This window comes from Geobacillus sp. FSL W8-0026 (assembly GCF_037966255.1).
Classification (GTDB): domain Bacteria; phylum Bacillota; class Bacilli; order Bacillales; family Anoxybacillaceae; genus Geobacillus; species Geobacillus icigianus.
The window spans coordinates 1,418,211-1,432,578 of the sequence record NZ_CP150194.1; the positions used below are offsets into that span (position 1 = coordinate 1,418,211).

The 14,368-nt window shown below is 53.0% G+C and carries 17 protein-coding genes; 16 read left to right on the plus strand and 1 reads right to left on the minus strand.

From position 1 onward, the window contains the following. Positions 1 to 169 precede the first annotated feature (169 nt). The gene (locus tag NST29_RS07185; protein ID WP_081897229.1) at positions 170 to 304 is read right to left on the minus strand and encodes a YpzI family protein; all 135 of its coding nucleotides are present in this window, start codon (positions 302 to 304) and stop codon (positions 170 to 172) included. Between the two features lie 1,214 nt (positions 305 to 1,518). On the opposite strand from NST29_RS07185, the gene NST29_RS07190 reads away from it, so the two are divergent. The 16 genes from NST29_RS07190 (at position 1,519) to NST29_RS07265 (ending at position 14,335) form a co-directional block, all read left to right on the plus strand. Further along, positions 1,519 to 2,115: a hypothetical protein gene (locus tag NST29_RS07190; protein ID WP_339232861.1), complete on the plus strand. Its 597-nt coding sequence runs from the start codon at positions 1,519 to 1,521 to the stop codon at positions 2,113 to 2,115. After that, positions 2,112 to 3,014 carry a YIEGIA family protein gene (locus tag NST29_RS07195; RefSeq protein ID WP_033844078.1) on the plus strand — a complete coding sequence of 301 codons (903 nt, stop codon included), beginning with the start codon at positions 2,112 to 2,114 and terminating at the stop codon, positions 3,012 to 3,014. The genes NST29_RS07190 and NST29_RS07195 overlap by 4 nt, the downstream gene beginning before the upstream one ends. Then, complete coding sequence (locus NST29_RS07200; RefSeq protein ID WP_033844077.1) at positions 3,004 to 3,189, plus strand: hypothetical protein; 186 nt, start codon at positions 3,004 to 3,006, stop codon at positions 3,187 to 3,189. The genes NST29_RS07195 and NST29_RS07200 overlap by 11 nt, the downstream gene beginning before the upstream one ends. 109 nt (positions 3,190 to 3,298) lie before the next feature. After that, positions 3,299 to 4,609: a ribosome biogenesis GTPase Der gene (gene der / locus NST29_RS07205; RefSeq protein ID WP_033021196.1), complete on the plus strand. Its 1,311-nt coding sequence runs from the start codon at positions 3,299 to 3,301 to the stop codon at positions 4,607 to 4,609. A 167-nt stretch (positions 4,610 to 4,776) separates the two neighbouring features. Continuing rightward, positions 4,777 to 5,814 carry an NAD(P)H-dependent glycerol-3-phosphate dehydrogenase gene (locus NST29_RS07210; protein ID WP_172418800.1) on the plus strand — a complete coding sequence of 346 codons (1,038 nt, stop codon included), beginning with the start codon at positions 4,777 to 4,779 and terminating at the stop codon, positions 5,812 to 5,814. Positions 5,815 to 5,989: 175 nt separating this feature from the next. Beyond that, positions 5,990 to 6,193: a DUF2768 domain-containing protein gene (locus NST29_RS07215; protein ID WP_033021200.1), complete on the plus strand. Its 204-nt coding sequence runs from the start codon at positions 5,990 to 5,992 to the stop codon at positions 6,191 to 6,193. Positions 6,194 to 6,212: 19 nt separating this feature from the next. Next, positions 6,213 to 6,935, plus strand: a complete 723-nt coding sequence (locus tag NST29_RS07220) for a hypothetical protein (RefSeq protein ID WP_339232862.1) — start codon at positions 6,213 to 6,215, stop codon at positions 6,933 to 6,935. 158 nt (positions 6,936 to 7,093) lie between these two features. Continuing rightward, positions 7,094 to 8,572 carry a stage IV sporulation protein A gene (spoIVA, locus tag NST29_RS07225; protein ID WP_033021202.1) on the plus strand — a complete coding sequence of 493 codons (1,479 nt, stop codon included), beginning with the start codon at positions 7,094 to 7,096 and terminating at the stop codon, positions 8,570 to 8,572. Between the two features lie 593 nt (positions 8,573 to 9,165). Beyond that, positions 9,166 to 9,438 carry an HU family DNA-binding protein gene (locus tag NST29_RS07230; RefSeq protein ID WP_008879623.1) on the plus strand — a complete coding sequence of 91 codons (273 nt, stop codon included), beginning with the start codon at positions 9,166 to 9,168 and terminating at the stop codon, positions 9,436 to 9,438. 126 nt (positions 9,439 to 9,564) lie between these two features. Next, entirely contained in the window at positions 9,565 to 10,131 is a 567-nt protein-coding gene (gene folE / locus NST29_RS07235; RefSeq protein WP_033844073.1) for a GTP cyclohydrolase I FolE, read from the plus strand. 13 nt (positions 10,132 to 10,144) lie between these two features. Further along, a complete protein-coding gene (gene mtrB / locus NST29_RS07240) occupies positions 10,145 to 10,369 on the plus strand; it encodes a trp RNA-binding attenuation protein MtrB (protein WP_008879621.1) in 225 nt (74 codons plus the stop codon). 114 nt (positions 10,370 to 10,483) lie between these two features. After that, a complete protein-coding gene (locus NST29_RS07245; protein ID WP_051962820.1) occupies positions 10,484 to 11,260 on the plus strand; it encodes a heptaprenyl diphosphate synthase component 1 in 777 nt (258 codons plus the stop codon). 4 nt (positions 11,261 to 11,264) lie between these two features. Continuing rightward, complete coding sequence (menG, locus tag NST29_RS07250) at positions 11,265 to 11,969, plus strand: demethylmenaquinone methyltransferase (protein ID WP_033844071.1); 705 nt, start codon at positions 11,265 to 11,267, stop codon at positions 11,967 to 11,969. Positions 11,970 to 11,984: 15 nt separating this feature from the next. Continuing rightward, a complete protein-coding gene (gene hepT, locus NST29_RS07255) occupies positions 11,985 to 12,947 on the plus strand; it encodes a heptaprenyl diphosphate synthase component II (protein ID WP_033021208.1) in 963 nt (320 codons plus the stop codon). A 97-nt stretch (positions 12,948 to 13,044) separates the two neighbouring features. Then, positions 13,045 to 13,494, plus strand: a complete 450-nt coding sequence (gene ndk, locus NST29_RS07260) for a nucleoside-diphosphate kinase (protein WP_033021210.1) — start codon at positions 13,045 to 13,047, stop codon at positions 13,492 to 13,494. A gap of 70 nt (positions 13,495 to 13,564) precedes the next feature. Continuing rightward, positions 13,565 to 14,335: a protein-glutamate O-methyltransferase CheR gene (locus NST29_RS07265; protein ID WP_033021213.1), complete on the plus strand. Its 771-nt coding sequence runs from the start codon at positions 13,565 to 13,567 to the stop codon at positions 14,333 to 14,335. Positions 14,336 to 14,368: the final 33 nt, after the last annotated feature.

Sequence of the window (14,368 nt, forward strand, 5' to 3'; positions counted from 1 at the left end):
AATCGAACAATGTTGTTTTTCATCAGCTTTCTAAAAGGTCGGTGATTTAGGGCAAAATTACCGCTGATTTCTACTCATTTCTCAATGAGAGAAACCTCGCAGAATCAGCTTTCTTTTTGGAATGAAAATGCCGCCGATTGGTGTGTGACAGCGGTTTTTCACCAGCCTTCTAGTGCTTGTTCCGTTCGCGCGCTTCGTCTGGTGTATCGAGCCGGGCGGCTCCTTGATACGAAAGCGACTGGTCGCGGTCGGACTGAACTTGCCGCGACTGCTTCAGTTTTTTCTCCTGCCGGTCGTTTCCCATGATACGTTGCTCCTTTCTGTCCAAGGATCATTTTTACTATGGATTTCGACCAAGGATTTTATACATGGGATCTTGGAGGAAAGGACAAGGCGTTGAGGATGCGCAGGGATAACGTGAAAGATCGCTGATTCCTTACATCAATGGGGGAACGCGTGAAAAGGAGGAGCGCTGCAACAAGGTTTGTCTAGTTAAGCAATGACATTGCAAAGTTCAATCACCGGCTCTGGAGAGGTTCCTCTTTCAGAGCATGGATATTGCGCAAATTTTCAAGTTGATATGGAAAGAAGGCAGATTGATGGTATCTTTGTTTTTCAACTTCCTATTTTTCTTTCTTATTTTGATTTTGATTTTGATTGTAGTGTTTCATGATTTTATCCCAAGAAAAATACTTGCCTATCTCTTTCCAAGTTTGATATTTCTCATTATTTTCATTCCTTTGCTAGGTCATTCTACTTTGTTGTTGAATTACCAGTTACGAACACAATTAGACAACTTATCAGTTGATAAAGTGAATTTCCGCTCGGATCCGAAGGCGGTGGAGGAAATTCGTTCGTTAAATCATCCGCTTCGATTCAAAATTTTGTCAAAGACGAAAAAAGGAAGTCATGCCTTTGAGTTCGTTCTCAAAATGGAAGATAATCAACATCAATATTTCGTTCGAATGCGAAATTATACGGAACCATTTCAATGGCTTCCATTTAACGATTTTCAAATCAACCAAGTGAACAAAGTGAAATAATATCTGGGAAGCGGTATTCATTGAAGACGACGGTGAGATGAACCAAGTGAATAACGTGAAATAATATCCCCTTTGTGATATGTACATTCCCATTACAACCGGAGATCAGCAAATGGTGCGTCCCCAAAGAGATCGTTCACCGACTTTTTGGGGACAGTTTCTGTTGGGGAGGGGACTGACCGAAAAGGCGATCTCCCCCTCAAAGAATATCGTGTGGCAGAGACACGGCTGGTACTTATATGGCGATGAGACAGGTGTCCTGTTGGACGCCCTCCGGCTTCTCCCCTTCTTTTGGTCTGCTCTTCTTCTCCCACCCTTGCGTTTATTCCTGAGCAAGCTCGATCGTTTGCCCGTGTTTCAACGAAAACTAGCGGCCCCTTTGGCGGTGGCGATAGGAAAGATGCCGCTGAGCCGCGGAACGAACGGTTAAGAAAGGAGAAAAGGTGGCATAATGAACATCATAAGGAGTGAAAAAATGGAAGGCGCTTATTTTTATGTCGGCTGTTGGTTGCTGTGGTTGGTGGCGACCTTTTTTATGAAAAAGACACCGGAGCGGACCGCTTTGGCGGCGTTTGCGCTTTTGATGATCAGTTCCGCCTCGCTTGAGTTGAAAATCGGTCCGATGCGGGCGGCGCTGTCCTTTTTTGTCCTTTTGTTCGCGTCTTGCTACGGGATGGTGAAGCAGCGGCCGTGCTCTTCCTTGCTGATGGTGTGGTCGACGTCGGGGGTGGCGTTTGCCTACGCCGCCTTGCGCCTGCTTGCTCTGTTTGATCCGGTGTGGATTTGGCTTGATGAGCGATGGCTGCTTGCTTGGTGGCTGGCGATCGTCAGCGCGTTGTTTCATCGCCGGCTTTTCGCCCGTCTTGTTTGTGTCGCCATGGGCGGCTGTCAAGGCGAGGTGGTGTATGCCTTAGCAATTGACCGCATGGCGCCCGACTATGTCATCGGTTCCTTTTCTTTTCTTGATGCGCTTGCCATTAGCGTGGCGTCGCTGCTTGTTTGGGAAATGATTCGCTTTTTTGCCTTCCAGCTCGAAGAAAAACGGCCGATAAGGAGGACGAGGCAGCCGTGAATGAATACACGTTTCCGATCTTATACGGAGTGATCGCCGGGGTGGTGACGCGCCTTTACTTGCTGCGCACCGATTACCGGCAATACCCGACGTATTTGCACGGTCGGACGATTCACCTTGCGCTTGGAGCGATTGCCGCTGGATTAGGAACGGTCGCCGTGCCGGCGATTATGGAAAAAGAGTTCGCAGCGATCACATTTTTGGCCTTGGCCGCCTCACAATTTCGCGATGTGCGCAACATGGAGCGCAACACGTTGAACGAGCTTGATCAGTATGAGCTCGTGCCGCGCGGCAAGACGTATATTGAAGGGATCGCCATCGTGTTTGAAGGACGAAATTATTTGGTCATCTTTGTTTCTTTTTTATCGACGCTGGCCTATCTCGTATGGAACATTGGGGCGGCGCTGGCCGCCAGCCTCATCGGCTTGGTGGTGGCGCGGCGGTTTATGAGCGGAAGCCGGCTGAAAGATATCGCCGACGTCCAGTATGTCAAGCCGCATTTTGAAGGGGCAGGGCTGTATGTGGACAACATCTACATCATGAACATTGGCTTGCCGGCGCGGCGCGAAGAAATTTTGCGCTATGGCATGGGGTTTGTTTTAACGCCGAAAAATTTCAACGCCCGCACGACGATCGCCAACCTCGGCCAGCGGCAAGCGATTTTGCACGATGTGTCAACAGCGCTCGGCATTTATCGGGACTCGGGGACGCCGGCGCTCGTGCCGCTCGCGAAGCGGGACTTAAACGATGGGCGCGTCGGTATTTTTGTTTTGCCGCAAGTAGAAGATGTCGAGAAGGCGAAGGCGGTCATTGAAAACGTTCCGGTGCTTGAAAGCGCCATCCGCATGCCGGCGAAGCGGCCCTGGAAGCGGAGAGGAGGTGGCGGTGATGACGCATGAAAAAATGATTTTGGCCATTGTGACGACCAAGGGCGAAACCGTGGCCGGCGGCGCGCCGATCTTTCTTTGTCAGACCAACGAGGAAATGGTGCGGATCGCCGCTAATTTAGAGGCGATTTTGGATGGCATCGCCCATGAATTGAGCGAGGGGCTTCTTATTATCGTCAAACATTAGTTGTTGAGCGTTTCGCTTTTTGATAAAATAAAGCAGCTGCGGTATGCCCTTTTCGAAAAGGGCGTTTTTCACGAGGAACGATATAAAAATGACGATAAAGGGTGGTAGCATGGCGAATCCAGTCGTGGCCATTGTCGGCCGTCCGAATGTGGGGAAATCGACGATTTTCAACCGCATCGTCGGGGAGCGCATTTCCATCGTTGAAGACGTACCCGGAGTGACGCGCGACCGCATTTACAGCCGGGCCGAATGGCTGAACCATTCGTTTTACTTGATCGATACCGGGGGCATTGACATCGGCGATGAGCCGCTGCTTGTGCAAATTCGTCAGCAGGCGGAAATCGCGATCGATGAGGCCGATGTCATCATTTTTATGACCAACGGCCGCGATGGCGTGACCGCGGCCGATGAAGAAGTGGCCAAGCTGCTTCATCGCTCGAACAAGCCGGTTGTGCTCGCGGTGAACAAAATCGACAATCCGGAGATGCGCGATTTGATTTATGACTTTTACGCCCTCGGTTTTGGAGAGCCGTATCCGATTTCCGGGGCGCACGGGACGGGGCTTGGTGATTTGCTTGACGCCGTTGTCCGTCATTTCCCGAAAGGCGGCGGGCAGGAATATGAGGAGGACGTGATTAAATTTTGCTTGATTGGCCGCCCCAATGTCGGCAAGTCGTCGCTAGTGAACGCCATTTTAGGCGAAGAGCGGGTCATCGTCAGCGATATCGCCGGCACGACGAGGGACGCTGTGGACACCTCGTTCGTGCGCGACGGGCAGGAATATGTTATCATTGATACGGCAGGGATGCGCAAGCGAGGAAAAATTTATGAAAGCACGGAAAAATATAGCGTCTTGCGCGCGTTAAGAGCCATTGAGCGCTCGGACGTCGTGCTTGTCGTGCTAAACGCTGAAGAAGGCATCATCGAACAGGACAAAAAAATCGCCGGATATGCCCATGAGGCCGGACGCGGCGTCATTTTGGTCGTCAACAAATGGGATGCGATTGAAAAAGACGACAAAACGATGGTCGAGTTTGAGCGGAAGATTCGCGATCATTTTCCATTTTTGGATTATGCGCCGCTTTTGTTTGTGTCAGCGAAGACAAAACAGCGGCTGCATAAGCTCTTGCCGCTCGTCCAGCTTGTGAGCGACAACCACGCGATGCGCGTTCAGACGAATGTGCTCAATGAAGTCATTATGGACGCAGTGGCGATGAATCCGACGCCGACGCACAACGGCAAGCGGCTAAAAATTTATTACATGACGCAAGTGGCCGTCAAACCGCCGACGTTTGTCGCGTTTGTCAACGATCCGGAATTGATGCATTTTTCATATGAGCGCTTTTTGGAAAACCGCATTCGCGACGCGTTCGGTTTTGAAGGCACGCCGATCAAAATCATCGCCCGTCCGCGGAAATAAGGAGAGAGCCGATCTTTTTGATCGGGCGGGGGAGGTCAGTGCGCGCGCTCCATAGGGCAGCTCAACTGCTAGGGGTCGCCTCTGTTTCTGGCGAAGGCGGGATGGAGACGGAGCGATGCGGCTGCTTTTTCACGCTTGCGACAATGGGACGAAGGAAGTGGGAAACGATGGAGAATATCGCCGTACTGGGAGCGGGAAGCTGGGGCACGGCGTTGGCGCTCGTTTTGGCCGACAACGGGCACCGCGTCCGCCTTTGGAGCCACCGCGCTGAACAAGTAAGAGAGATCAACGAGCGGCGGACGAACGAAAAATATTTACCCGCCGCCCGTTTGCCAGAATCCGTCGTGGGGTATGACGATCTTTGCGCTGCGCTTGACGGTCTTTCCATCGTCGTGTTGGCCGTGCCGACGAAGGCGATCCGCACGGTGCTCAACCAAGCGCGTTCTTGCTTGACGGCACCGATCACGGTCGTTGCCGTCAGCAAAGGAATCGAGCCAGGGACGCATAAGCGAGTGTCGGAAATGGTGATGGAAGAGCTCGGCGAATGGCTTGAGGATGTCGTCGTCCTTTCCGGGCCGAGCCATGCTGAGGAGGTCGTGCTCCGCCATCCGACGACCGTGGCGGTATCCTCGCCCAATATGGAAGCGGCGCGCCGCATCCAAGACCTCTTTATGAACCATCACTATTTCCGCGTGTATACGAACCCGGATTTAATCGGCGTTGAAGTTGGCGGAGCGTTGAAAAACATCATCGCCTTGGCCGCTGGCATCAGTGACGGGCTCGGCTACGGAGATAACGCCAAAGCGGCCCTCATTACAAGAGGTCTCGCCGAGATTGCCCGCCTCGGCTGCGCCCTCGGCGCTAACCCGCTGACGTTCGCCGGTTTGACGGGAGTCGGCGATTTGATCGTCACGTGCACGAGCGTTCATTCCCGCAACTGGCGGGCTGGGCACATGCTCGGTCAAGGGAAAAAGCTCGACGAGGTGCTCGAGAGCATGGGGATGGTCGTCGAAGGGGTGCGGACGACCAAAGCTGCCTATGAGCTGGCGAAGGAGCTTGGTGTGAAGATCCCGATCACTGAAGCGCTCTATGACGTGCTGTTTGCTGGCAAAGACCCGAAAGAGGCGGTCGATTCGCTGATGGCGCGCGGAAAAAAAGAGGAAATGGATGACCTCAACACCATTTTTGCGGCGCAAGAATCGTGAAAATAGGCCAATGACGGTACAAGTTGTCTTCGGTGTGCATACAATATGGCGAACGATCATCGGCTTGAGCTTCCGGAAGGGTATAAGGCGATGCTGGAGTAAAGAAAGCCCCGCTTTACTTCAGCTTTTTTTATGTCGATGGTATAATGATAGTTGTCGAAAAGGGGGAGCGTGTATGTCACCGGCGCTAGCGAAAATGTGGATCGCCATCACGTCAATGGTGTTTATGTTTCTTTCAGTCGGCTTCATTTATTTGAGCCGCTATAAAATCAAGATGAAATGGCTGCGCTTTCTTTTGGCGTTCATCGCTTACATCCTGCTGATTGTATCGGGCATCATCATCGTTTTTGTCGTGTTCAGCGGACCGACGCCGCAATAGGCAAAGGATGGAGGAACCTATGAAACAGATCGCTCGCTTGCTTTTAGCTTGCTTGTTTCTCGCGCTGCTTTCCGGGTGTTTGTATCCGCAAGAGCGGCTAAAACAAAACCAAATTCCTTACAAAGATCAAGTCGCGGCGGTGCAATCGGCGGTCGACGAATACCGGAAGGAGACCGGGGGGCTTTTGCCGATCAAAACACGGGATATGAAAACGCCACTGTACCTAAAATACCCGGTCGATTTTCAAAAACTCGTCCCGCGCTACATGCAGGAGCCGCCGGGAAACGCCTATGAAAGCGGGGGCGTCTTTCAATATATCATTATTGATGCGGAAACGAAGCCGACGGTCAAGCTTCTTGATCTGCGCCTAGCCGAGCGCGTCCGCGACTTGAAACTGCGGCTGAGAATGTATACGGACGAGCACCGTTATCCGCCGTTTCAAGACGTCGTTGCGCCCGGTGTGTTCACCCTTGATTACAAAAAACTTGGCTACAAAGAGCCGCCGTATGCGGTCAGCCCGTTTTCCGGCAACAACTTGCCGTTTGTCATCGACGGGAATGGGGAAATTTATATCGACTATCGTTCTGATTTGTATGCGGCGTTGAAAAAATATGCGCACCACTACAAGCTAGGCGACGACATTCGCCCGATTTTGACCGACCATTCGCTGTTCGTGCCGGCGTATTCGTTGCCGTATACGATCGATGCGAAAACGAACGAACCGATTTTTTTCACGAAATAAGTCATCATCCCTTCTCTAGGAAAATACATTCTAGAGAAGGGATTTTTTCTTGCTTTTAGTCATAACTGAATCGGACAACATCATATGCATATAGTGTCCTGCTCTATTGATTCATCTCGCTGTTTCCAATAACGACCGAAGGACTGGAGGGAAGCCGTTTGGAAAAGGTCGATCTTTTTAAAGATATCGCCGAGCGGACTGGGGGCGACATTTATTTAGGGGTAGTCGGCGCGGTTCGCACCGGGAAATCGACGTTCATTAAGCGTTTTATGGAGCTGGTGGTCATTCCGAACATTAAAAACGAAGCCGACAAGGCGCGCGCTCAAGACGAGCTGCCGCAAAGCGCCGCCGGCAAGACGATCATGACGACGGAGCCGAAATTTGTGCCGAATCAGGCCGTGACGGTGAAAGTCGATGAAGGGCTCGAAGTCAACATTCGTCTCGTCGACTGCGTCGGCTACGCCGTGCCCGGCGCCAAAGGATATGAGGATGAAAACGGGCCGCGGATGATTCACACCCCTTGGTATGAAGAGCCGATTCCGTTCCAAGAGGCGGCGGAAATCGGGACAAGAAAAGTCATTCAAGAACATTCGACGATTGGGGTCGTCATTACGACCGACGGCACGATCGGGGAAATTCCGCGCCAAGACTACATCGAAGCAGAAGAGCGGGTGATTGGCGAGCTGAAAGAAGTCGGCAAGCCGTTCATCATGATCATTAACACCGTGCGCCCGCACCATCCGGAAACCGAAGCGCTCCGCCGCGAGCTTGCGGAAAAATACGACATTCCGGTGCTCGCCATGAGCGTGGAAAGCATGCGCGAAGCGGACGTGTATAACGTGCTCCGCGAAGCATTGTATGAATTTCCGGTCCTTGAAGTGAACGTCAACTTGCCGAGCTGGGTGATGGTGCTGCGCGAAGACCATTGGCTGCGCGAAAGCTACCAAGAAGCGGTGCGCGACACGGTCAAAGACATTAAACGGCTGCGCGACGTCGACCGGGTTGTGCAGCAGTTTGCCGAGTACGATTTCATCGAAAAAGCGCAGCTTGCCGGCATCGAAATGGGGCAAGGGATCGCCGAAATCGACTTGTACGCGCCGGATGAGCTGTACGATCAAATTTTAAAAGAAATCGTCGGTGTCGAGATTCGCGGCAAAGACCATCTGCTTCAGTTGATGCAAGATTTCGCCCATGCGAAAGCGGAATATGATCAAATCGCCGATGCCTTGAAAATGGTCAAACAAACCGGCTACGGAATCGCCGCTCCCGCTTTGTCCGACATGAGCCTTGACGAACCGGAAATCATCCGCCAAGGGTCGCGCTTTGGCGTCCGCCTGAAAGCCGTTGCGCCGTCGATTCATATGATCAAAGTCGACGTCGAATCGGAGTTTGCGCCGATCATCGGCACGGAAAAGCAAAGCGAAGAGCTCGTTCGTTATTTAATGCAAGATTTTGAGGACGATCCGCTGTCGATTTGGAATTCCGATATTTTTGGCCGCTCGCTCAGCTCCATCGTCCGCGAAGGCATTCAGGCGAAGCTGGCGCTCATGCCGGAAAACGCCCGCTACAAGCTGAAAGAAACGCTTGAGCGCATCATCAACGAAGGCTCCGGCGGCCTCATCGCCATTATTTTATAGAAAAAGTTTCATGGGCAGCGCGATCTGTCCTCCACCCAAGGATGAAAATCCGCGTCAGTCCTGCATTTTCGCGGAAAAGATCTATGGGCAATGGTTTGCCCTCCACCCGGGGACGAAAATCTCGCGCCAGTTCGGCATTTTCGCGGAAAAGCAGAGGCCGCGCGCCCAAGCTCCCGAGGAACAATGTTCCCCGCCCGCAGAAGTGCTTGCACTTCGAGGGCGGGGGGTATTTTGCGGCCGGAGCTAGATAGAAAAGAAAAGCGGAGGCCGCGCGCCCAAGCTCCCGAAAAGGGGGCTTTTTTTGATGCCGTTTTTTCAACTGCGAAGCGGCAACGGGAAAAAATCGCCCAACCCCTTGAGAAATCAGGATTGGTACTTGATTATAGGCATGGCGTTATGGTAATCTTTTATCTGAAATCGTTGTTTTGGTGAAATATGCCTAAAATTGGCCGTTTTTGCGAAAAAAGAGGTTGAATTCTTGCGGTGAATTGGTTAAGATTAGGCATGTCACCGTTCCTTGCAATGTATAGAAACGCAGAAAAGTGTCTACAAATGGCAGTAAACAAGCAAAGCCTTGGGAGGAGGTGAATGGCATGAACAAAACGGAATTGATCAACGCGGTCGCTGAAACAAGCGGTCTTTCGAAAAAAGATGCAACAAAAGCCGTTGATGCGGTGTTTGATTCGATTACAGAAGCGCTGCGAAAAGGCGATAAAGTGCAATTAATCGGCTTTGGGAACTTTGAAGTGCGCGAGCGCGCCGCTCGCAAAGGACGCAACCCGCAAACGGGCGAAGAAATGGAAATTCCGGCGAGCAAAGTTCCTGCATTCAAACCGGGCAAAGCGTTGAAAGACGCTGTCAAATAAGCCTACATAGCCGGAGTGGAGAAAAGAAGGGCAGGTGTACACCGCCCTTCTTTTTTGTGTTTTTCTCATCCCTATGCTAGAATCGGATTACATGCAGTTTTTACGATGCAGGAGGATGTTATTTGTATGCCAGAGATCAATATTGCACAAATTGAATATGCCGTTCGTCTCATTCTCGAGGCGATCGGAGAAGATCCGAACCGCGAAGGGCTTGTCGATACGCCGAAACGGGTGGCGAAAATGTATGCCGAGGTGTTCGCCGGGCTCAACGAAGATCCGAAGCAGCACTTTCAGACCGTTTTCAGCGAAGAGCATGAAGAGCTTGTGCTCGTCAAAGATATTCCGTTTTATTCGATGTGCGAACACCATTTGGTTCCATTTTTCGGCGTTGCCCACGTTGCATATATTCCCCGGGGAGGAAAAGTGACCGGCTTGAGCAAGCTCGCGCGGGCGGTTGAGGCGGTGGCGCGCCGTCCGCAGCTGCAAGAGCGCATCACAGCGACGGTCGCCGACTCGATCGTCGAGGCGCTCGAGCCGTATGGGGTGATGGTTGTCGTGGAGGCGGAACATATGTGCATGACGATGCGCGGCGTCAAAAAACCGGGGGCGAAAACGGTGACAACGGCGGTGCGCGGCGTGTTTGAAACGGATGCCAACGCCCGCGCGGAAGTGCTTTCGTTAATCAAAGCGTAAGGAGGAAAGGTCGATGTACACAAACAGCGACTTTGTCGTCATCAAGGCGCTCGAAGACGGGGTGAATGTGATTGGACTGACGCGTGGCGCTGACACGCGATTCCACCATTCGGAAAAACTGGACAAAGGGGAAGTGTTGATCGCCCAGTTTACCGAACATACGTCGGCGATCAAAGTGAGGGGAAAGGCGTACATCCAAACGCGCCATGGCGCAATTGAATCGGAAGGGAAAAAGTGATTCGGCAAATTTCTAGCAAACTAGAGCGCTTTCGGCAAAATTATGTTATAATGAGTCCGACATGACGGTGCGGATATTTTTTCGGGGACAAGGGTGGTTGATGTGAATGGCATCATGGTGAAATTGGCTTCATTGAAGGAACAAATTGAACGTCTGCTCGATCATCCATACTTGCGCGCGCATATACCGGTGCCAGCTGTGGACGAAGATCGGCTGCTGCTTTCGCTGTCGATGCTTGATGGCGCCAAAGAGGCGCTGGACGAGCCAGATCGGTGCATCACGGCCATGATGCTGATGCAAATCGCTCTTGACACCCATGAAGACGTGACGGATCGCAGCGGCGATTTGCGGACGCGGCAGCTCGCCGTTTTGGCCGGGGACTTGTACAGCGGGCTTTTTTACGAGCTGTTGGCCCGCTCCGGCGATGCGGCGCTGATCCGGCTGTTTGCCGAGGCGGTCCGCGAGGTGAACGAACAAAAAGTGCTGCTGTATGAGAAAAAAACGGACCAGCTCGAACGGCTCGTTTCCGCCGTTGCTACGGTCGAATCAGCGCTGCTCGTCAAGCTCGCCGACCGCATCGGGGCGCCGCAGTGGGGGCAGTTTGCCCGCCATTATTTGCTGCTGCGGCGCTTGCGCTCGGAAAAAGAATCGTTTGTTCGCGGCGGGGCGTCGGCGCTGTTTGACCAGATGGCGCGCATCGCCTTTCCGCGATTGAAGGCGGTGAAGGAACTGCGTCGGCAGCTGCTTCGCCTTTGCGATCGTTATATCGACCGTTGTCAAGAAGCGCTGTTTGCGGCGAATCTGCCGTTGAACAGTTTGTTGGCGCTTCGTCTCGCCGAGCTTTCTGGCGGGGTTCAAGCCATCGGCAAAATGACGGTGGAAGAAGGGTAGAAGGATGCATCAGTCGAAGGAAGAGCGAGTCCATCGCGTATTTGAAACCATTTCCGCTCATTACGACCGAATGAATTCGGTAATCAGCTTTCGCCGCCATCTCAAGTGGCGTGAAGATGTGATGAGGCGGATGAACGTGCAAAAAGGGAAAAGAGCGCTTGACGTTTGCTGCGGAACGGCTGACTGGGCGATCGCGCTAGCTGAAGCGGTCGGCCCGGAGGGGGAAGTGTACGGCCTTGATTTCAGCGAAAACATGCTGAAAGTCGGCGAGCAAAAGGTGAAGGCGCGCGGCCTCGTCAATGTGACGCTCATCCACGGCAACGCGATGCAGCTGCCGTTTCCCGACAACACATTTGATTATGTCACGATCGGCTTTGGCTTGCGCAATGTTCCCGATTACATGACAGTGCTTCGGGAAATGCACCGCGTCACGAAGCCGGGGGGCATGACCGTCTGTCTGGAGACATCGCAGCCGACACTGTTTGGCTTTCGCCAGCTTTATTACCTGTATTTTCGGTTTATCATGCCGCTGTTTGGCAAGCTGTTGGCGAAAAGCTACGAGGAGTATTCATGGCTGCAAGAGTCGGCGCGCGAGTTTCCGGGGCGGGATGAGCTGGCCGAGATGTTTCGCCAAGCTGGCTTTGTCGATATCGAGGTCAAACCGTACACGTTCGGCGTCGCGGCGATGCACATAGGCTATAAACGATGAGTTAAGGTGAACACCATGAAGTTGAAGGCCATTTATTCGTTTTTACATGATGATTTGGCGGCAGTGGAAACGGAGCTCGAGCGGACGGTCCGGTCCGAGTACGGGCCGCTTGGAGAAGCGGCGCTTCACTTATTGCAGGCGGGCGGAAAGCGGATCCGTCCCGTTTTTGTCTTGCTTGCGGCCCGTTTTGGCCAAGCGGACGTCGAACAGGTGAAACATGTCGCCGTCGCGCTCGAGCTCATTCATATGGCGTCGCTCGTCCACGATGACGTCATCGATGACGCCGACACGCGCCGCGGCCGGCCGACGATCAAAGCGAAATGGAGCAACCGCTTTGCCATGTACACCGGCGATTATTTGTTTGCCCGCTCGCTGGAACGGATGGCGGCGCTCGATGATCCGCGCGCCCATCAAGTGCTGGCGGAGACGATTGTCGAAGTGTGCCGCGGGGAAATCGAGCAAATCAAGGACAAATACCGATTCGACCAGCCGCTGCGCACGTATTTGCGGCGCATCCGCCGCAAAACGGCGCTATTGATCGCCGCCAGCTGCCAGCTTGGCGCGTTAGCCGCCGGCGCCCCCGAAGCGGTGACCAACCGGCTGTATTGGTTCGGCCATTACGTCGGCATGTCGTTTCAAATCACCGATGACATTCTCGACTTTACCGGGACGGAAGAACAGCTCGGCAAACCGGCCGGGAGCGATCTGCTGCAAGGAAACATCACGTTGCCGGTGCTGTATGCCCTTGGCGATGCGCGCGTGCGGTCTAAAATTACCGCCGTCGGCGCGGACACGAACGCGGAAGAGATGGCCGCTATATTGGCGGCGATCAAACAAACGGACGCCATCGAGCGGTCGTATGCGCTCAGCGACCGTTATTTGGAAAAGGCGCTTCACCTCCTCGATGAGCTGCCGACTAACCAAGCGCGCTCCTTGTTGCGCGATCTCGCCCTCTATATTGGAAAAAGGGATTATTAGCGCTTTCAAGGCGGCAGTTGCCAACGGCGGGAAACCATGATACTATGATGAGGGGAGCTTGTCTCCCGGTACATACGACAGTAGGGGTGGAGAGCGAATGGCAGAACGGACATTCATCATGGTGAAGCCGGACGGAGTTCAACGCAATTTGATCGGCGAGATTGTCGCCCGCTTTGAAAAAAAGGGCTTCCAGCTCGTTGGTGCCAAGCTGATGCAAGTGTCGCGCGAACTGGCTGAGCAACATTACGCCGAGCATAAAGAGCGCCCGTTCTTCGGCGAACTCGTTGATTTCATCACTTCCGGGCCGGTGTTTGCCATGGTGTGGGAAGGCGAAAACGTAATCGCCGCCGCCCGGCAAATGATGGGGAAAACGAATCCACAGGAGGCTGCCCCCGGCACGATCCGCGGCGACTTCGGTTTGACGGTCGGCAAAAACGTCATCCACGGCTCCGACTCGCCGCAAAGCGCCGAACGGGAAATCAATTTGTTCTTTAAAGAAGACGAGCTCGTCCGCTACTCGAAACAGATCAACGCATGGCTGTACTGATGCAAAGACCGGCCGCAATTCGGCCGGTTTTCCATTTTCATCATCAAAGTCATGAAGGAGGAAGAAAGCGATGGATGATTATATGCAGTTTATCGCTAAGGTGAAACGAAAAACAGGCATCGATTTGTCTTTGTACAAAGAAGCGCAGATGAAGCGGCGGCTGGCGGCGCTTTACGCCAAAAAAGGATTGAACAGCTTCTCCGAACTGTTTGCGGCGATGGAAAAAGATCCGGCTCTATGGCATGAGTGTTTGGATCGCATGACGATCAATGTGTCCGAATTTTACCGAAATGCCAAACGATGGGAAGTGTTGGAACAGACCATTTTGCCGCGGCTCTTAGCGGAAAACCCTCGTCCGCGCGTATGGAGCGCCGCTTGCTCGACCGGCGAAGAGCCGTATACGTTGGCGATGGTGCTGGCTCAGCACGTGCCGCTTTCGCGCGTCTCGGTGCTGGCGACCGACATCGATGAAAACGCGCTCGCCCGCGCGCGGCTTGGCTTGTACAGCGAACGATCGCTCGCCGAGCTGCCGGAGGCGATGAGAAAAAAATTTTTTACGAAAGACGGCGATTGGTATAAAATAGACGACAAGATCAAGCGGACGGTGACGTTTGAGAAACATAACCTGCTCGCCGATCCGTTTCCTAGGCCATTTGATTTAATTGTCTGCCGCAATGTGCTCATTTATTTTACCGAGGAGGCGAAGCGGACGCTGTATCGGAAGTTCCATGCGGCGCTGCGGCCCGGCGGCGTGCTGTTTGTCGGCAGCACCGAGCAAATTTTCAACCCCGGCTTGTATGGGTTCGAGATGGAGGAAACGTTTTTTTACCGTCGAAAGTAGCAGTTTTTTCAAATCACTATTTTCATTTTTCGC